Consider the following 17,558-nt stretch of genomic DNA (forward strand, 5'->3'; position numbering starts at 1 on the left):
CTTCTTCGACGCGATCAGATGACCTTGCGGACCTCCTGTTCGAAACTGAGGACGTGATGCAGGGCAATTCGTTCCGCAGTATCGGCATCTCCACGGCAGACGGCCTCGAGCATAAGGGTCTGCTCCTGCACGACCTTATCGAGCTCCGGGGAAAGCTCAGGAAATCGCCGCATCGCGACATGGAGAATACGGAGCGAAAGATTATGGTAGTGGTCGAGCGTATCGAAAAGATATCGGTTCTTGGCGCACCGATAGATGAATCGATGAATACGCCGGTCGAGCGCAAGTAGCGCATCCAGTTCCGATGGGAGAGAAAGCGCCTTCAGCGCTTCAATCAGTTCGCCGGCTTCGCGGCGCTCTGGCTCGCGAAGCCGCTCTGCCGCTAATCGCGTGGCCCAGGATTCGATCCGTGCTCTTGCCTCGTAGATCGCAGTTAGGTCGCTGATGTCGATTCGGCTGACGAAAGTGCCTCGGCGTGCATTGACATCGATGAAGCCGTCACGCTGCAGCCGCAGAAATGCCTCCCGCACAGGCGTGCGGCCGACGTCAAGGCGGCGCATCACATCATTTTCGCGCAGGATTGTGCCAGGCGCCAGCTGTACCGTGATGATGTCTTCGCGCAGCTGCAGATAGGTGCGTTCCGCCAATGTCAGCGTCGCTTCCGGATCGGCGAGCATTTCTTCCGACATCCACGTATCCATTCACCTCGTCTCCATCCCTGCGCGCGATCCGGGAACGCTTCCCATTGAATCGCTTGACAATGCACTTCGATAATATACTCTGTAATATATTACAAAAATATAAGGAGGTGAACATGATTAGCAACGATATTTTCCTGCATTCGCGGTTCAGGCGCGGAGCGACTGCAATCTTAAGCTTTTGTATTGGAATGATCTCAACATCCATGGTTGCGGCTGCTGGAGATTTGGAAACGCTGAAACCCGGCGTGCTGCAGGTCGCAATAGAGCCCTATATGCCCTACACGGCATTAAAGGATGAAAAGCTGGTCGGACTCGACAGCGATATTCTCGATGCCGTTGCCAAGAAGCTTGGTCTCAAGATCGAAACGACGGTGACCGATTTCCCCGGCATGCTGGCGGCGGTCCAGTCCCAGCGTGCCGACATTACGATCGGCGGCATCGCATGGTCCGATGCGCGCCAGAAAGTTGGCTTGTTCACTGATCCGCCCTACTATTCGCCACCGGCCATGGCCGTGCATGGCGATACCGCCTATCCCGATGTGAAGAGCCTGGAGGGCAAGGCGCTCGGCACGGTGACCGGATATGTCTGGGCCAAGTCGATCGCCGAAGTCCCGAAAGCCGACGCGCGCACCTATCCGACCGCCGACAGCGTTTTCTCGGATCTTTCGTCGGGCAGGCTCGACGTCGGCTTTCTCGATCCGCTCTTGATCATCTATCAGCAGCAGCAACGACCCGATATGAAATTTCAGGTTGCCTACCTCAATGCGCCCACCGCGGAGCAGGTTGCCGCTCATCCCGACTACAAATATTTCCAGCCCTATATGACCGGCTTCTATCTACCCAAGCAAGCGCCGAAGCTTGCCCAGGCGATCTCCGACCAGATCGATGCAATGTACAAGGATGGCTCGCTCACCGCGCTTGTGACGAAATGGGGCGGCGATCCCAAGCAGTTCCTGGTTCCGTCGCCGGATATGGCGGCGCAGCGCCGCGGCGTCGATCGCCCGCAGACCTGGTCACCACCATCCGTCGCCGATTGAGTGGGGGAACGGATATGAGCTTTTGGCAATCTCTTGCTCAATTGTTTCAAGTTCCCTGGGGCGATTATGCAGGCAATCTCGGCGAGGGTCTTTTACGGACCCTTGCCTATACGGTCGCAAGTTTCATTGGGGCGGCGCTCCTCGGACTTGCGCTGGCCTTGATGCGCCTCAATCGATTGCGCATCGTGCGTCTGCCGGCTACGATCTATACCGAAGTCTTCAAGAATGTGCCTCTACTTGCCATCATCTTCGTCACCTACTTCGGCTTGCCTTCGGTCGGGATCAGGTTCAGCGTTTTCGTGGCCGGCGTGCTGAGCCTGGTGCTGTTCTATGCGGCCTATCTGTCGGAGATCTTTCGGGCAGCCATTGCGGGCATTCATTCGGGCCAGAACGAGGCGGCGCATGCACTGGGTCTTGGCCGCGCCACCACCTTCGGTCATGTTATCCTCCCGCAGGCGCTTCGCCTTGCGCTGCCGGGCACAAATACGATGTTCGTCGACCTCCTTAAATCAACGTCACTGCTGGTGACTATCTCGGCGGCGGAGCTGATGACCAGGGCGCAACTGATTGCCTCGGAGACGTTTCGGTCACTCGAAGTCTATCTGGTGATTGCGGCGATCTATTTCGCCGTTTGCTACCCCGTCTCCCAATGCCTTCTCTGGCTCGAGCGCACCATACATGCGGGCATACCCTTGTCGTTTGGTCGCAGGCGGCGGCTCCGCCTGGCAAGAGCCTTGATTCAAACGGGAGGCTAGACCAAATGGCTCAGATGACGGTCGAAGCAAAGCGCCATGTGACCACGGCCGACAACATGGCCGCAATCAAGATCAGGGGACTTCGAAAATCCTTCGACGAAAGGCTGGTGCTCGGTGGCATAGACCTCGACGTGCCACGCGGCCGGATTGTCAGCATCATCGGGCAGAGCGGCGGCGGCAAGACGACGCTCATGCGCTGCGTGAATTTGCTTGAACAGCCTGAAGATGGCGCTATCGAAATAAACGGGGAAGTGGTCTTTTTAAATGGAACCGTGACCTGTAAGGACCTTGCAAAGCTGCGCCAGCGGGTCGGCATGGTGTTCCAGCGCTTCAATCTGTTTCCGCATCTGACTGCGGTGGAAAATGTCGTCCTCGCGCAGATGCACGCTGCGGCCGTCAGCGAGCGTGAGGCGGTGGAGCGCGCCGTGCGATTGCTGACCCGGGTTGGTCTTGTACACCGGGCACTGGCTTACCCCGAGCAAATGTCCGGTGGCGAGCAGCAGCGCGTCGCGATCGCGCGGGCACTCGCGCTCTCGCCGACCGTACTCCTGTTTGACGAGCCGACCTCCGCGCTCGATCCGGAATCGACCGGTGAAGTGCTGCGTGTGATGCGCGAACTTGCAAGGGATGGAATGACGATGATCATCGTCACGCATGAACTCCCGTTCGCTCGCGAAGTGTCGGACTGGGTCGTCTTCATTGATGGCGGTCGAATTATCGAGCAGGGTCCGGCTGCAGACGTGCTCGACAATCCCACGGAAGCTCGAACCGTTGCCTATGTCGCAAGATACGCAAAACCGGGTTGAGCGCGACGATTCCAACCATGCCGGCCCGGTGTTCGGGCTGCTCCGGTGACTGCCTTTCTCTGAAAATATGGGTGATATGATACGGATTTCGACAGATATCGCCGTCGTGGGCGGCGGCGTCATTGGTCTTGCGATCGCCCTTCGGCTTCGCGCCGATGGGCGCGAGGTCATCGTCGTTGAACCGAATGAGCCTGGTTCAGGTGCCTCCTATGGGAATGCGGGGACTGTGGCGAACTACGCGGTCATACCGGTGGGAACCCCATCAGTGCTTCGAAATTTCCTGTCGTTCGTGCTCAGTCCGGATAGCCCTTTGGCAGTCCGGACATCAGCGCTGCCGACTCTGTTTCCCTGGCTGGCCCGATTTGCTTATGAATCCCTCCCACACCGCTATCGCGAAAATGCCGGCCGGATTGCCGAGCTTGTTTCGGATGCCGCCTCGGCCTGGACGGAGTTCGCCTCGGAGATAAACGCGTCGAACTTTCTGTCCGCAAAGGGTTGTCTCTACCTCTATGAGACGCGCAAGGCGTTCAAGGCGGCTGGGGCGGATATAGAGCTGCGCCGCCGCTATGGCGTCTCGCAAGAACTTCTCTCAGCGGCCGAGGTGACCGGCCTCGAGCCACGCTTCACAGGGTTCGAAGGCGGGGTTTTCTTTCCCAATGCCATCAATCTCAGCGACCCGGGCGAGGTGATGCATCTCCTGACTTCAGCCGTGAAGCGGGCAGGCGTGGAATTCGTTCCGGCATTGGCGACCGACATCGTGCGCGAACGAAGCGGCCTGCGCATCGCAGCTTCGGCTTATGAGCTGCATGCGCGCACAGTCGTCATTGCAGCCGGTGCCCACTCGCGCAAACTGGCTGCATCGCTCGGCGATCCCGTGCAGCTTGATACCGAACGTGGCTATCATGTTGAATATGACATGCCGGGATTGCCGATCGAGCGGCCGATCTGCCCGACCGCTCATGGCTTTTATTTTTGCCCGATGCAGGGGCGGCTGCGTGTTGCCGGTCTGGTGGAACTGGGCGGATTGACGGCTCCGGGGAACCCGCGGCTTACGCAAGCCCTTGTGAGGAATGCGCGCAGATTCTTCCCCGAACTTGGGACACCAAGTCGTTCGTGGCTTGGGTTTCGGCCTTCAATGCCCAATTCCGTACCGGTCATTAGGCCTTCGAGAGGCGGCCGGGACGTCATCCTCGCCTTCGGGCATGGGCACATCGGATTGACCCTGGCGCCCCGCACGGCCCAGCTGGTCAGCGCAATGCTGGCCGGCTAAGGGACGAGAGGAAATGGCCTGGGGCAGCAGCACCGGACAGTCCCGTTTTTTCATCTTCGCCCAAACGCCCGAGGCGGTAGCGTCTTACACTGTCCAGCGTCGATGATGGGATCGTCCTTAAAGACGGATACAGTGGATGAAGGCGACAAATTCTCTTCCACCCGGCTCTCCTCTCCCACCACTCCTTCGTCAGCGATCGATGACCAGATCGCTAAGCGGCTTCGAGCAGCAAGGCAGGAACATGCCGGCGTCGATCTCCCGCTGACGGATACCGCCATTGTGATTCATTTCGACCGAGCCTGAAACGAGCTTCGATTTGCACGTGCCGCACATGCCATTCGAACAGGACGAAGGAAGCCTGATGCTGCCCTTCTTCGCAGCCGCGAGCACCGTCTGATCGGAGGAGACTTGCAGCGTTCGCTTCTGCTTCGAGAATTCGACCTGATGAACCTTCTGGGCGGGCTGTTGCTCGACGTCCAGTCCCGGCTCGTCAATGACAGCCGCATCGAAACTCTCTTCGATGTAGTTTGACGCGGGAACGCCCAACGCCGCGGTGATGGAACGCGCCGCCGCCATGAAGGGCGCCGGGCCGCAGCACATGACGACACGCTCGGCGATGTCCGGAACCGCAAGCTTGAGGTATTCGAGCGAGATCCGGCCGGTCAATCCCGGCCAATCCGGTTCGCCGGCCACCGTCTCCGCCAGGAACTGGAGGCGCAGGCCTTTCATCCGTGTTGCAAGACCCGAAAGGTCATGGCGGAAGATGAGGTCCGAGGGCGTGCGCGCTGCGTGAAGGAAAACGATGTCCGAGGGTGCGTATCGATCCGCCAGATCACGTGTAATCGACATGACCGGCGTGATGCCCGAGCCGCCTGAGAGCAGCAGGAGTTTCGTGTTCTCTCCTTGCGGACGGATGAAGTGACCGAGAGGCCCCTGGCCCTTGACCGTCATCCCGGCCGCCATGTTGTCGTGCAGCCAGTTCGAGACCTTGCCGCCGGGCACGCGCTTGACCGTCACGGTGAACGCGTTGCCGCGATGGGGCGACGACGAGATGCTGTAGCAGCGCGCTTCACTGTCCGGACCCATCGGGAAATCGAACAGAAAGTATTGCCCGGCATCGAAGTTGAAGCGCTTGCCTTCTGGAGATGCGAACGTGAAGCTCTTCACGTCATGCGTCTCCTGGTGCACGTCGATGCATACGAGCGTCTCGTCGTGCTCCGGATCCCAAACAGCTGACTGGCCGCGCTGCATTTGGGCGAACTCAATACCCATGGGCGCGCATCCGATCGATATACCAGGTCGCGAACTTGTCGAGATTGGTTTCCGAGAACCGAGAATAAGGACCGGGCTGGTAGGCAGGGTCGAGCACGCCGGCATGCGAGCGGGCGACGAGGTCCGCATCCTGGTCCGTCGTGGCGATCCAGACGTCCGTGAGCTTGTCGAGGTCGTAGTCCTTGCCTTCGACGGCATCTTTGTGGACGAGCCATTTGGTTCTGACGAGCGTCTTGCCGGCGGAGAGCGGGATGACGATCGCAACGATCGCGTGATCGCCCATGAAGTGGTTCCAGCTATTGTGACCCCAAAGATGCGTATCGCCGAGATCCTTGCGGGTCATCTCACCGAGCAGCTTCGACGATGCCGCAGTCGCGTCATGTGTCTGGGATTCGCCTGCACCTGCAATGATCAGGCGCTGGGTGCGAAAGTTCGTGGCGCAGTCGACGAGCTGTTCGACTGCCGCCGACGGGAAACCATCCGCTTCCCAGGCTTTTGTCCGCTCGTCGTAGAGCCGGAAGTGCTCGGCGGCCTGCTCGCGGTCTTCCGGGTTCAGCGTTTCCGGATCGAAGCCGAAGTCGAGGTCGACGAAGGAGACACAGAGCTCGGGATGATTGGCGGAACAGTGGTAGCACTCGCGGTTGTTTTCCATCGTGAGCTTCCAGTTGCCGTCCTCGATGACGTCGGTCTGGTGAGCGACCTTGGCATTCCGAATGTCATAGGGCGCAAGGCGTTCGATCATTACCTGCTCGAGGTTTGCGATGTCTTCCGGCGGATTGTCGGAGAGGCACACATAGATCAAGCCGCCGATCGACTTGAAGTTCACCGGCTTAAGGCTGTGGCACTGCTTGTCCAGATCCTTGCCCATGTGTGGCGCATAGCTTAGCTCCCCGGTCAGTTCGTAGGTCCATGTGTGATAGGGACAGACGAGCTTCGAGACGATCGTTTTGCCGGCATCGAGCAGGCGCGACCCGCGATGGCGACAGACGTTGTGAAGCACGCGGGGCTCGCCGTCGTCGTCGCGAAGCAGGATCAGGCTGGTCTTGCCGACGTCGACAACGGTGGCATCGCCGGGTTCCGGCACGTCGCAGTCGAGGCCGACGCAGATCCAGTGCTTGTGAAAGAAGACATCGATATCGGCCTCGAAGACATCCTCGCGGATATAGAGGCCGGCAGGCAGGGAATAACCATCGGCGCGTGCTTCAAGGAGGGCAGAGATGGAAGACGGGAGCCTGTTTAGCATGATAACCTCTTATGCCTCGATGGTCCGCAGTTTGCCCTTGCATCCGTTATGCTTCAACGGCATTAATTTTCACCTACGCATAATATTATGTAATGCGAAGGACGTATAATGAACTTTCGGCGGCGAATTCCCTCCCTGACCGCATTGATGACTCTTGAGGCCGTTCTGCGGCATCGGAGCTTTACGGCGGCCGCGGCTGAACTTGGCGTCACTCAGGCAGCCGTCAGCCGCCAGATCGCAACATTGGAAGAGGAACTCGGGCTCCCGATGTTCGTACGCAAGCATCGCGCCATCGAACCGACTGCTGCGTGCCTCACCCTCGGAACGACGCTTGCGCAAAGCTTTGCCAGCATCGCGGACGCCGTCGATGGGGTCAGATCCTCCCAGCAGAACGTCGTGACGATCGGCGCGACCGTCGCCTTCTCCTCCTTCTGGCTGCTTCCGCGGTTGGCAGCGTTTCGGTGGGAGAATGCGGGCGTACAAATCAGAGTCATCTCGCAGGACGCAAGAATCGATCTCGACGCCGGCGGCATAGACATAGCCATTCGATACGGCAGGCCACCGTTTGCCGATGCCAAGGTGGTTGCCTCGCAGGAGGACGTCGTCGTTCCCGTGTGCTCGCCCGACTATTTTCGGCGTCGTCTGACGGCGCAGATGTCCGATGCCGATGAGTTCATAGAGACGGACGCTTACGAACGCTCATGGCTTTCCTGGACGCAATGGGTTCAGGAAACGGGCCGGGCCTTGCGAATAAAGCCGCATCTTCGCTTCAACCACTATACGGAGGCGATCGCGGCCGCGCGTGCGGGGCAGGGGATCGCGCTCGGCTGGCGTCTTCTTGTCCAGACTTTCCTGGAGGATGGCACGCTCGTCGCCCTGGAGGAGGCCGAGATACCCACCGCCGACCAATATCACATTCTCCTTCCAGCGAGAACGCGCCGTACGCTTGCCGCGGAACACGCCGCAAACTGGCTTGCCAACGCCCTGACGCGGTAAGGCCGGTTTCGGAGCTCAACCTGGATAAGGCTTATCGAGATCGCGAATGCCGTCGCTGGCCATAACGAAACACTATGGCGAAGGCCGTTGGAAGACCTACGCCGGCCATAGTCACCGGTTTCGCGCGGTCATCTCCTTTCGAAATGCAGCCGGGCTCCTTGCGGTCCACTTCCGGAATGCCCGATGAAAGGCGCTGGGTTCGGAAAAGCCGAGGCGTGTTGCGATTTCCCCGACGCCGAACTTGGTCGTTTGCAGCATCTCGATTGCAAGATCGCGGCGGATTTCATCCCTGATGGCGGCATAGTTCTGGCCCTCGGCATGCAGGCGATGCCGCAGGGTCGAAGGAGACATGCGCATTTGCGCGGCCAAATCATCGAATGCCTTCCATGAGGCGGGCGGCGATTGGCGCAGCCGCTTGCGCACGCTCGCCGCAAGGCCGGCGTCATAGCGGTAACGCACGAGAATATTGGCCGGCGCATTGCGTAGAAATTGCTTCAGAGCCTGCTCGTTGCGCGTCACCGCCAGCTTAAGGAGAGAGGCATCGAAGGCAAGCCTGCTTGCCGGCTGTGAGAAGCGCACGGGCGCCCCGAAAAATTGCCGGTAATCTGCACCATGGTCCGGCTCGGCGCAGCGAAAATCGACCATCCGAAGAGGGATACGCCGCCCGATGAGCCAACAGGCGATGCCGTGCAGCAAGATCCAATAGGTCCGGTAGGCAAAGGCCGAACGCGCGTTCTTCAGGTCGGTTAGCACAATATGCGCCAGCCCATCGACCACTTCGATATGCCCTTTCGGGTCTTCCAGCACAATGTTCAAAAATCGCAGCGCCCGCTGTAGTGCCTGGTCGAGGGTCCTTGCGTGTAGTACGCAATGACCGAGCAGCGTGAAGCTGCCGCGACGCATAGGTCTGCCGCCCATGCCGAAGAATTCGTCATCCATCTCGGCCGCGATCGCCAGCCAGAGCGCGCCATAGCTTTCGGCCGAAATCGGCGCGTCGATCTGAGCGGATAGGCCGAGCGTCGCGAGCAATCGTTCGGGCGATTTTCCCTGCCGCCGAAGGCAGTCGATCGCCTCTTTCACGAAGAAAGGTGATATCATCCGCCGTGCGGTTTCCGTCATCGTCATGACCTGCGAAATATGGTAAAACTGGCCGCTGATTTGAGACGCTTTTGTCATCGAATGCAATATCGTGCGGCGATAAGCTTGACCGAGGCGCAAGGTGAATCGCGCTCTTCCGGGGATACGATACTGCGGGCGACTGCACGAAGCGTGGAAGCCCTCGGTTGAAATCGACTGCGCTGGAGGAGAGCGACCATGTTGATCCAGGGAAAGACCTTCGTCGTTACCGGTGGCGGTTCGGGCCTTGGGGCTGCGGTTGCGCGCATGCTGGCAGGTGAAGGCGCGAACGTGGTCATTGCCGACCTCAACGCGGACGCCGGCGCCGCCGTCATCAGCGAGCTTGGAGCCAGCGCCGCTTTCATCAAGACCGACGTCACGCAGGAACAAGACGGCCAAGCCGCGATCGATATGGCGCAGGAGCGCTTCGGCCATCTGCATGGGCTCGTCAGTTGCGCTGGCATCGCGCCCGGCGAGAAGGTGATTGGCCGCAACGGTCCGCACCGGCTCGACAGTTTTGGCCGCACGATCGGCATCAATCTCATCGGTACTTTCAACATGATCCGGCTCGCGGCCGCGGCCATCGCCAAGGAGCAGCCGAATGCGGACGGCGAGCGCGGGGTCATCGTCAACACGGCTTCGATTGCCGCCTTCGACGGGCAGATCGGTCAGGCGGCCTATGCGGCTTCCAAGGGCGGCGTTGCCGCCATGACGCTGCCGATCGCCCGCGAATTGGCGCGCAGCGGCATTCGCGTCGTCGCCATCGCGCCAGGTATTTTCGAGACGCCGATGATGGCCGGCATGCCGCACGAGGTGCAGGAATCGCTGAGCAAGAGCGTGCCCTTTCCGCAGCGCTTCGGAAAGCCCGTGGAATTCGCCGCATTGGTACGCCACATCTGTGAGAACGTCATGCTGAATGGCGAAGTCATCCGCCTCGATGGCGCGTTGCGCATGGCGTCGCACTAAGGCAGGCTCGTAACGGGAGGTTTGATATGACGCGAGAAGATCCGATCGTCATCGTTGGCGCGGCCCGTACTCCGATGGGCGGCTTCCAGGGAGATTTTAAGGATTGCACGGCGCCGGAACTCGGTGCTGCCGCCATCCGCGCCGCACTCGAGCGCAGTGGTGTTAGTCCGGATGCCGTGGAGGAAGCGGTCTTCGGTTGCGTTCTCCCGGCCGGGCAGGGCCAGGCACCGGCAAGACAAGCCGCGATCGGTGCTGGTCTGCCGTTTGCGGCGGGCGCGACCACTGTCAACAAGATGTGCGGTTCGGGAATGAAGGCCGTCATGCTGGGACATGATCTGATCGGCGCCGGCAGTGTGTCGGTCGCCGTTGCCGGCGGCATGGAGAGCATGACGAATGCTCCCTATCTGCTCGATCGGGCGCGCGGCGGCTACCGGCTTGGGCACGGCCGCGTCATCGACCACATGTTCCTCGATGGGCTCGAAGACGCCTATGACAAGGGACGCCTCATGGGCACTTTCGCCGAGGATTGCGCCGAAGCCTATCAGTTTACCCGTACCGCACAGGACGACTACGCCGTCACATCCCTGACCCGTGCCCGCAAGGCGATCGAGGAGGGTGCATTCGACGCCGAGATCATTCCGGTTACTGTAAAGACAGGGCGATCCGAACTTGTTGTCGACCGTGACGAACAGCCTGGAAAGGCGAAGCCGGAAAGAATCCCGACGCTCAAGCCGGCTTTCCGTGAAAACGGCACGGTGACCGCCGCGAATGCCTCGTCCATCTCCGATGGTGCTGCCGCGCTGGTACTGATGCGGCGCTCAAAGGCCGAGCGCGAAGGTATCGCACCGCTTGCCACCATCGTCGGCCACTCCACGCATTCGCAGGCGCCCAATCTCTTCGCGACCGCGCCGATTGGTGCCTTGCGCAAGCTTTCCGAACGCACCGGCTGGACCCTTCGGGATGTCGATCTGTTCGAGATCAACGAGGCCTTTGCCGTCGTCGCCATGGCGGCGGTGCGCGATCTCGACTTACCGCATGACAAGGTCAATGTTCACGGCGGCGCCTGCGCGCTCGGCCATCCGATCGGCGCGTCCGGCGCCCGCGTGCTCGTCACGCTGCTTGCAGCACTCAAGCGCCACGGCATGAAGCGTGGCATGGCGACGCTTTGTATCGGCGGCGGCGAAGCAACCGCCATGGCCGTCGAACTGAACTGAACGGTTTCGAGGAGGAGACCGGACCATGATCCTGAGCGAAGACCAGATCCAGATCCGCGACATGGCGCGTGATTTTGCCAGGGAGCGCTTGGCGCCGGGTGCTGCCGAGCGCGATGCGAAGAGCCTCTTTCCCCGCGAGGAGTTGAAGGAGATGGGCGAGCTCGGCTTCCTCGGCATGCTCGTACCCGAGGCCTATGGCGGTTCGGAAACGGGCGTGATCGCCTATGCCGTAGCACTTGAGGAAATCGCCGCCGGAGACGGGCCGTGCTCGACCATCATGAGCGTGCACAGCTCCGTCGGCTGCATGCCGATCCTGAAATACGGCACGGAGGAGCAGAAGCAGCGCTTCCTGCCGAAACTGGCAAGTGGCGAATGGATCGGCGGCTTTGCCTTGACCGAGCCGCAGGCCGGCTCCGACGCCTCGAACCTGAAGACCCGCGCCCGCCGTGACGGCGATCATTATGTCATCGATGGCGCCAAGCAGTTCATTACTTCGGGCAAGAACGGCAATGTCATCATCGTCTTCGCCGTCACCGACCCCGAGGCGGGCAAGAAAGGCATCTCGGCCTTCATCGTGCCGACCGACACGCCCGGCTACGAAATCGTGCGCGTCGAACACAAACTCGGTCTTCACTCGTCCGACACCTGCCAGATCGCCTTTACCGGCATGCGCATCCCCGCCGAAAATCGGCTCGGCGAGGAAGGCGACGGCTACAGGATCGCCCTGTCGAATCTCGAAGGCGGCCGCATCGGCATCGCTTCGCAATCCGTCGGCATGGCGCGAGCGGCTTTCGAGGCGGCGCGCGACTATGCCCGTGAGCGCACCGCATTCGGCTCGCCGATCATCGATCATCAGGCGGTTGCTTTCCGGCTTGCCGACATGGCGACTCAGATCGAGGTCGCCCGCCAGATGGTGCTGCACGCGGCACAGTTGAAAGAGGAGGGACAACCCTGCCTTACCGAAGCGTCGATGGCGAAGCTGTTTGCCTCGGAAATGGCCGAAAAGGTCTGCTCCGACGCGATTCAGATCCATGGCGGCTATGGATACATGGCGGATTATCCGGTGGAGCGCATCTACCGCGACGTCCGCATCTGCCAGATTTACGAGGGGACGAGCGACGTTCAGCGCATCGTTATCGCGCGCAACTTATAGTATGTTTTCTTAGGATGTTTGCGGCCGTGCCCGCCGTGGGGAGCGCGGGTGGGGCGGCCGACGAGGGAGGTATCACAGCGCATGAACGAGGTACCAAATCTAAGCCTGCATGTCCCCGAGCCGGCGGTGCGGCCAGGCGGCCAGCCGGATTTCTCCAACGTCAAGATCGCCAAAGCCGGCGCCGTACCAAAGCCGGCGGTCGACGTGGCGCCGGAAGAGATCCGCGATCTCGCCTATTCCATCATCCGCGTTCTCAACCGCGACGGCGAAGCCGTCGGCCCATGGGCCGGGCTGCTCTCCGATGAGGAATTGCTGACGGGCCTGCGCAACATGATGAAGCTCAGAGCTTTCGATGCGCGCATGCTGATGGCGCAGCGCCAGGGAAAAACCTCCTTCTACATGCAGCATCTCGGCGAGGAGGCGGTCAGCTCCGCCTTCCGCAAGGCGCTGAACAAGGGGGATATGAATTTCCCGACCTATCGCCAGGCGGGGCTTCTCATCGCCGACGACTATCCGATGGTCGAGATGATGAACCAGATCTACTCGAACGAGGCCGATCCTTTGCGTGGCCGGCAACTGCCGATCATGTACTCGTCGAAGGAGCATGGCTTCTTCACCATATCAGGCAATCTTGCCACCCAATATGTGCAGGCCGTCGGCTGGGCGATGGCCTCGGCCATCAAGAACGACAACAAGATCGCTGCCGCCTGGATCGGCGACGGCTCGACTGCCGAATCCGATTTCCATTCCGCACTGGTCTTCGCCTCCACCTACAAGGCGCCGGTTATCCTCAATATCGTCAACAACCAGTGGGCCATTTCGACCTTCCAGGGCATTGCCCGCGGTGGGTCCGGCACCTTTGCGGCCCGCGGCCTCGGCTTTGGTATCCCGGCGCTGCGCGTCGACGGCAACGACTATCTGGCCGTCTACGCCGTCGCCAAATGGGCGGCCGAGCGTGCTCGGCGCAATCTCGGGCCTACCCTGATCGAATATGTCACCTACCGCGTCGGCGCCCATTCCACCTCCGATGACCCGAGCGCCTACCGTCCGAAAACCGAATCCGAGGCCTGGCCGCTCGGCGACCCAGTGTTGCGGCTGAAGAAGCATCTGATCGTGCGCGGTGTCTGGTCGGAAGAGCGCCATGCCCAGGCGGAGGCCGAGGTTCTCGATGAGGTCATCGAGGCACAGAAGCAGGCCGAAAGCCACGGCACGCTCCATGCAGGCGGCAAGCCGTCGGTGCGGGATATCTTCGAGGGCGTCTATGCGGAAATGCCCGCCCATATCCGTCGCCAGCGGCAGAAGGCAGGATATTGACATGGCAAGAATGACAATGATCGAGGCCGTGCGCAGCGCCATGGACGTCTCGATGGGGCGTGACGACAATGTCGTCGTCTTCGGCGAGGATGTCGGCTATTTCGGCGGCGTTTTCCGCGCCACGCAGGGGCTCCAGGCCAAATACGGCAAGACCCGCTGCTTCGATGCGCCGATCAACGAATCCGGCATTCTTGGCACTGCAATCGGCATGGCCGCGTATGGTTTGAAGCCCTGCGTCGAAATCCAGTTCGCCGATTACATGTACCCGGCCTACGATCAGATCACCCAGGAGGCCGCACGCATCCGCTACCGCTCCAACGGCGACTTCACCTGCCCGATCGTCGTGCGCATGCCGACCGGCGGCGGCATCTTCGGCGGGCAGACGCACAGCCAGAGCCCGGAGGCACTCTTCACCCATGTCTGCGGCCTGAAGGTCATCGTGCCTTCCAATCCCTACGACGCCAAGGGCCTGCTGATGGCGGCGATAGAGGACCCGGATCCGGTGATGTTCCTCGAGCCGAAGCGGCTTTATAACGGCCCTTTCGACGGTCATCATGAAAGGCCGGTGACGCCCTGGTCGAAACATGACCTCGGCGAGGTTCCAGAAGGGCACTATACGATCCCGATCGGCAAGGCGGAAATCCGCCGGCTGGGCAGCGCCGTCACCGTGGTCGCCTATGGTACGATGGTGCATGTGGCGCTTGCCGCGGCCGAGGAAACGGGGATCGATGCCGAGGTGATCGATCTGCGCAGCCTTCTGCCGCTCGATCTCGATACGATCGTCCAGTCGGTGAAAAAGACCGGCCGCTGTGTCGTCGTGCACGAGGCGACGCTCACCTCCGGTTTCGGCGCGGAAGTCGCTTCGCTGGTTCAGGAGCAATGCTTCTATAGTCTCGAGGCGCCGATCGTCCGCATAACCGGCTGGGATACGCCCTATCCGCACGCACAGGAATGGGATTATTTCCCCGGTCCCGCCCGCGTCGGCCGGGCGCTGAAAGAAGTGATGGAGGGCTGAGGATGGGTGAATTCGTCATCAAGATGCCCGATGTGGGTGAAGGCGTGGCTGAGGCCGAACTGGTTGAATGGCATGTCAAGCCGGGCGATCCGGTGCGTGAGGACATGATCCTCGCCGCCGTCATGACCGACAAGGCGACGGTGGAAATCCCTTCTCCGGTCGAAGGCGTCGTGCTCTGGCTCGGCGCCGAGGTCGGTGATACGGTCGCCGTCAAGGCGCCGCTGCTGCGCATCAAGGTCGCTGGCGAGGATGGGAATGCAGCCGAAAAAGCTCCGACCCACGATGCCGAGCCGCCTGCGAAAGTCGAGCCAGTCCAGGGCAAGCCCGTGGAAGCCAAGCCGACGGCACCGTCTCCGGCGAAAGCGGTCATCGAAGCGAAAAACATCGAGCCAGAAGGAGTTGCCGAGCGCCCCGCCGCTCGCGAGCCGGTGGAGCGACCGCTGGCATCGCCTGCCGTGCGCTTGCGGGCTCAAGAGGCCGGCGTCGATCTGCGCCAGGTGATCGGTACAGGTCCGGCCGGTCGCATTACCCATGAAGACCTCGATCAGTTCGTTGCGCGCGGCGCTCAGCCCGCTCCCGCTGCTCAAACCGGGCTTGCCCGAAAGACCGCCACCGAAGAGATCAAGGTGACCGGTTTGCGTCGCCGCATCGCCGAAAAGATGCGTCTTGCCAGCTCGCGCATTCCCCACATCACCTATGTCGAAGAGGTCGATGTCACCGACCTCGAGGATCTGCGCGCGACGATGAATGCCGGCCGCAAGCCGGATCAGACGAAGCTGACCATCCTGCCCTTTCTGATGCGGGCGCTGGTCAAGACGATCGGCGAGCAGCCGGGCGTCAATGCCACCTTTGACGACGATGCCGGCGTTGTCACCCGCTATAGTGCCGTTCATATCGGCATCGCCACGCAGACGCCGTCGGGCCTCACCGTGCCGGTCGTGCGGCATGCGGAGGCCCGGTCGATCTGGGACGTTGCCGCCGAGCTCGTGCGTCTTGCCGAGGCCGCCCGCAATGGCACCGCCGCGCGCGAGGAGCTTTCCGGCTCCACGATCACCATCAGCTCGCTCGGCGCGCTAGGCGGCATCGTCACGACGCCGATCATCAACCATCCGGAAGTCGCGATCGTCGGCGTGAACAAGATCGTGGCCCGGCCCATCTGGGATGGCACTCAATTCATCCCGCGCAAGATCATGAACCTGTCGTCGAGCTTCGACCATCGCATTGTCGACGGCTGGGACGCAGCAGTCTTCGTGCAGCGGATCAAGGCCCTGCTGGAAACTCCCGCGCTGATCTTCATCGAAGGTTGATGACATGAAAGAAATCGTCTGCAAGCTCCTCGTTATCGGCGCCGGTCCCGGGGGCTATATCTGTGCCATCCGCGCCGGACAGCTCGGCGTGGATACTGTCATCGTCGAATCCACAAAGGCCGGGGGCACCTGCCTGAATATCGGCTGCATCCCCTCCAAGGCACTGATTCACGCGGCCGAGGAGTTCGAAAAGATCAGCCACATGACCAGCCCCAATGCGCTCGGCATTACTGTCGAGGCACCCAAGCTTGATCTCGCGCAGACCATACGCTGGAAGGATGGCATCGTCGGCCGGCTGAACGGCGGCGTGCTTGGGCTCCTGCGCAAGTCCAAGGTCAAGATCGTGCATGGACAGGCGACGTTCCGTGACGGCAAGACTGTCGAAGTCGAGACCGAGACGGGAACTCAGGTCATCCGTGCCGAAACGGTTGTCATTGCGACTGGCTCCCAACCGGTCGAGTTGCCGCTGCTGCCCTTTGGCGGAGCGATCCTCTCGTCCACCGAGGCACTGTCGCTGACGAGTGTGCCCAATACACTTGCTGTCGTCGGCGGCGGCTATATCGGCCTGGAACTCGGCACTGCCTTCGCCAAGCTGGGCGCGCAGGTCACAGTGGTCGAGGCAATGCTGCAGATCCTGCCGCAATATGACGCCGAGCTCGTCAAGCCGGTTGCCAAACGCCTGCATGAGCTTGGCGTGCGTGTGCTGACTGGAGCGAAGGCGAAAGCCTATTCGGGAGAGGCGCTGCTGATCGAGACCGCTGCCGGCGAAGAGGAACAGATCGCCGCGAACAAGGTTCTCGTCACAGTCGGGCGCAAGCCGCGCACGGAAGGTTGCGGTCTCGAAGAGCTCGATCTCGATCGCGCCGGCCGCTTCATCCGCATCGATGAGCGCTGCCGCACATCCATGCGCGGTGTCTATGCCATCGGCGATGTCACCGGCGAGCCGATGCTTGCCCATCGTGCCATGGCGCAGGGGGAGATGGTCGCTGAGATCGTTGCCGGCCGCAAGCGTGTCTGGGATAAACGTGCCATGCCCGCCGTCTGCTTCACCGATCCCGAGATCGTCACCGCGGGGCTTTCACCCGATGAAGCGCGCGTTCAGGGCTATGAAATCCGCGTCGGTCACTTTCCCTTCGCTGCCAACGGGCGGGCGATGACGACCCAGTCGGAAGATGGTTTTGTGCGGGCTGTGGCGCGCGCGGACACCAATCTGGTGCTTGGCCTGCAGGCGGTTGGTGCCGGCGTCTCAGAACTGTCAAGCGCGTTCTCGCTGGCACTCGAGATGGGCGCGCGGCTGGAAGACATCGCGGGCACGATCCACGCCCATCCGACCCGCAGCGAAAGCCTGCAGGAAGCCGCATTGAAAGCGCTTGGCCATGCCCTGCACATCTGA

Annotated in this window: 16 protein-coding genes; 12 read left to right on the forward strand and 4 right to left on the reverse strand. The window is 61.2% G+C overall.

The features are described from left to right. Positions 1-14: 14 nt before the first annotated feature. A complete protein-coding gene (locus PH562_RS07025) occupies positions 15-701 on the reverse strand; it encodes a GntR family transcriptional regulator (RefSeq protein WP_285172286.1) in 687 nt (228 codons plus the stop codon). 113 nt (positions 702-814) lie between these two features. Between PH562_RS07025 and PH562_RS07030 the strand changes: the two genes are divergently transcribed. The 4 genes from PH562_RS07030 (at position 815) to PH562_RS07045 (ending at position 4,569) form a co-directional block, all read left to right on the forward strand. Beyond that, a complete protein-coding gene (locus PH562_RS07030) occupies positions 815-1,738 on the forward strand; it encodes a substrate-binding periplasmic protein (RefSeq protein WP_285172288.1) in 924 nt (307 codons plus the stop codon). Between the two features lie 14 nt (positions 1,739-1,752). Further along, the gene (locus tag PH562_RS07035; RefSeq protein WP_113229065.1) at positions 1,753-2,493 is read left to right on the forward strand and encodes an amino acid ABC transporter permease; all 741 of its coding nucleotides are present in this window, start codon (positions 1,753-1,755) and stop codon (positions 2,491-2,493) included. A gap of 5 nt (positions 2,494-2,498) precedes the next feature. Further along, positions 2,499-3,299, forward strand: a complete 801-nt coding sequence (locus PH562_RS07040) for an amino acid ABC transporter ATP-binding protein (protein ID WP_285172291.1) — start codon at positions 2,499-2,501, stop codon at positions 3,297-3,299. Positions 3,300-3,375: 76 nt separating this feature from the next. After that, complete coding sequence (locus tag PH562_RS07045; protein WP_285172292.1) at positions 3,376-4,569, forward strand: NAD(P)/FAD-dependent oxidoreductase; 1,194 nt, start codon at positions 3,376-3,378, stop codon at positions 4,567-4,569. A 189-nt stretch (positions 4,570-4,758) separates the two neighbouring features. On the opposite strand, the gene PH562_RS07050 is transcribed toward PH562_RS07045, so the two are convergent. Together PH562_RS07050 and PH562_RS07055 are read right to left on the reverse strand one after the other, a co-directional pair. Then, on the reverse strand, positions 4,759-5,841 hold the full coding sequence (locus PH562_RS07050) for an FAD-binding oxidoreductase (RefSeq protein ID WP_483315326.1): 1,083 nt from the start codon (positions 5,839-5,841) through the stop codon (positions 4,759-4,761). Further along, positions 5,831-7,084 carry an aromatic ring-hydroxylating oxygenase subunit alpha gene (locus PH562_RS07055; RefSeq protein WP_285172294.1) on the reverse strand — a complete coding sequence of 418 codons (1,254 nt, stop codon included), beginning with the start codon at positions 7,082-7,084 and terminating at the stop codon, positions 5,831-5,833. Before PH562_RS07055 ends, PH562_RS07050 begins: the two co-directional genes overlap by 11 nt. A gap of 108 nt (positions 7,085-7,192) precedes the next feature. On the opposite strand from PH562_RS07055, the gene PH562_RS07060 reads away from it, so the two are divergent. Further along, complete coding sequence (locus PH562_RS07060) at positions 7,193-8,080, forward strand: LysR substrate-binding domain-containing protein (protein ID WP_285172295.1); 888 nt, start codon at positions 7,193-7,195, stop codon at positions 8,078-8,080. Between the two features lie 111 nt (positions 8,081-8,191). Here the strand turns inward: PH562_RS07060 and PH562_RS07065 are convergent, their stop codons facing one another. After that, on the reverse strand, positions 8,192-9,256 hold the full coding sequence (locus tag PH562_RS07065; RefSeq protein ID WP_483315327.1) for an AraC family transcriptional regulator: 1,065 nt from the start codon (positions 9,254-9,256) through the stop codon (positions 8,192-8,194). Between the two features lie 138 nt (positions 9,257-9,394). On the opposite strand from PH562_RS07065, the gene PH562_RS07070 reads away from it, so the two are divergent. The 7 genes from PH562_RS07070 (at position 9,395) to lpdA (ending at position 17,558) form a co-directional block, all read left to right on the forward strand. Further along, a complete protein-coding gene (locus PH562_RS07070; protein WP_285172297.1) occupies positions 9,395-10,162 on the forward strand; it encodes a 3-hydroxyacyl-CoA dehydrogenase in 768 nt (255 codons plus the stop codon). A 26-nt stretch (positions 10,163-10,188) separates the two neighbouring features. Beyond that, entirely contained in the window at positions 10,189-11,376 is a 1,188-nt protein-coding gene (locus PH562_RS07075; protein WP_285172299.1) for an acetyl-CoA C-acyltransferase, read from the forward strand. A 25-nt stretch (positions 11,377-11,401) separates the two neighbouring features. Beyond that, positions 11,402-12,529 carry an acyl-CoA dehydrogenase family protein gene (locus tag PH562_RS07080; protein ID WP_285172301.1) on the forward strand — a complete coding sequence of 376 codons (1,128 nt, stop codon included), beginning with the start codon at positions 11,402-11,404 and terminating at the stop codon, positions 12,527-12,529. 81 nt (positions 12,530-12,610) lie between these two features. Continuing rightward, positions 12,611-13,843 carry a 3-methyl-2-oxobutanoate dehydrogenase (2-methylpropanoyl-transferring) subunit alpha gene (locus tag PH562_RS07085; RefSeq protein ID WP_285172307.1) on the forward strand — a complete coding sequence of 411 codons (1,233 nt, stop codon included), beginning with the start codon at positions 12,611-12,613 and terminating at the stop codon, positions 13,841-13,843. A 1-nt stretch (position 13,844) separates the two neighbouring features. Further along, on the forward strand, positions 13,845-14,858 hold the full coding sequence (locus PH562_RS07090; protein WP_285172310.1) for an alpha-ketoacid dehydrogenase subunit beta: 1,014 nt from the start codon (positions 13,845-13,847) through the stop codon (positions 14,856-14,858). A gap of 2 nt (positions 14,859-14,860) precedes the next feature. Then, positions 14,861-16,165, forward strand: a complete 1,305-nt coding sequence (locus PH562_RS07095; protein WP_285172313.1) for a dihydrolipoamide acetyltransferase family protein — start codon at positions 14,861-14,863, stop codon at positions 16,163-16,165. A 4-nt stretch (positions 16,166-16,169) separates the two neighbouring features. Next, complete coding sequence (gene lpdA, locus PH562_RS07100; protein ID WP_285172315.1) at positions 16,170-17,558, forward strand: dihydrolipoyl dehydrogenase; 1,389 nt, start codon at positions 16,170-16,172, stop codon at positions 17,556-17,558.

It is taken from the genome of Rhizobium centroccidentale, from assembly GCF_030182565.1.
Taxonomy (GTDB): domain Bacteria; phylum Pseudomonadota; class Alphaproteobacteria; order Rhizobiales; family Rhizobiaceae; genus Rhizobium.

What these genes read in the sequence shown, in the direction of transcription:
- PH562_RS07025 (WP_285172286.1), bottom strand. Translation starts at nt 701, where the DNA reads ATGGATACGTGGATGTCGGAAGAAATGCTCGCCGATCCGGAAGCGACG.
- PH562_RS07030 (WP_285172288.1), top strand. Translation starts at nt 815, where the DNA reads ATGATTAGCAACGATATTTTCCTGCATTCGCGGTTCAGGCGCGGAGCG.
- PH562_RS07035 (WP_113229065.1), top strand. Translation starts at nt 1,753, where the DNA reads ATGAGCTTTTGGCAATCTCTTGCTCAATTGTTTCAAGTTCCCTGGGGC.
- PH562_RS07040 (WP_285172291.1), top strand. Translation starts at nt 2,499, where the DNA reads ATGGCTCAGATGACGGTCGAAGCAAAGCGCCATGTGACCACGGCCGAC.
- PH562_RS07045 (WP_285172292.1), top strand. Translation starts at nt 3,376, where the DNA reads ATGATACGGATTTCGACAGATATCGCCGTCGTGGGCGGCGGCGTCATT.
- PH562_RS07050 (WP_483315326.1), bottom strand. Translation starts at nt 5,841, where the DNA reads ATGGGTATTGAGTTCGCCCAAATGCAGCGCGGCCAGTCAGCTGTTTGG.
- PH562_RS07055 (WP_285172294.1), bottom strand. Translation starts at nt 7,084, where the DNA reads ATGCTAAACAGGCTCCCGTCTTCCATCTCTGCCCTCCTTGAAGCACGC.
- PH562_RS07060 (WP_285172295.1), top strand. Translation starts at nt 7,193, where the DNA reads ATGAACTTTCGGCGGCGAATTCCCTCCCTGACCGCATTGATGACTCTT.
- PH562_RS07065 (WP_483315327.1), bottom strand. Translation starts at nt 9,256, where the DNA reads ATGACAAAAGCGTCTCAAATCAGCGGCCAGTTTTACCATATTTCGCAG.
- PH562_RS07070 (WP_285172297.1), top strand. Translation starts at nt 9,395, where the DNA reads ATGTTGATCCAGGGAAAGACCTTCGTCGTTACCGGTGGCGGTTCGGGC.
- PH562_RS07075 (WP_285172299.1), top strand. Translation starts at nt 10,189, where the DNA reads ATGACGCGAGAAGATCCGATCGTCATCGTTGGCGCGGCCCGTACTCCG.
- PH562_RS07080 (WP_285172301.1), top strand. Translation starts at nt 11,402, where the DNA reads ATGATCCTGAGCGAAGACCAGATCCAGATCCGCGACATGGCGCGTGAT.
- PH562_RS07085 (WP_285172307.1), top strand. Translation starts at nt 12,611, where the DNA reads ATGAACGAGGTACCAAATCTAAGCCTGCATGTCCCCGAGCCGGCGGTG.
- PH562_RS07090 (WP_285172310.1), top strand. Translation starts at nt 13,845, where the DNA reads ATGGCAAGAATGACAATGATCGAGGCCGTGCGCAGCGCCATGGACGTC.
- PH562_RS07095 (WP_285172313.1), top strand. Translation starts at nt 14,861, where the DNA reads ATGGGTGAATTCGTCATCAAGATGCCCGATGTGGGTGAAGGCGTGGCT.
- lpdA (WP_285172315.1), top strand. Translation starts at nt 16,170, where the DNA reads ATGAAAGAAATCGTCTGCAAGCTCCTCGTTATCGGCGCCGGTCCCGGG.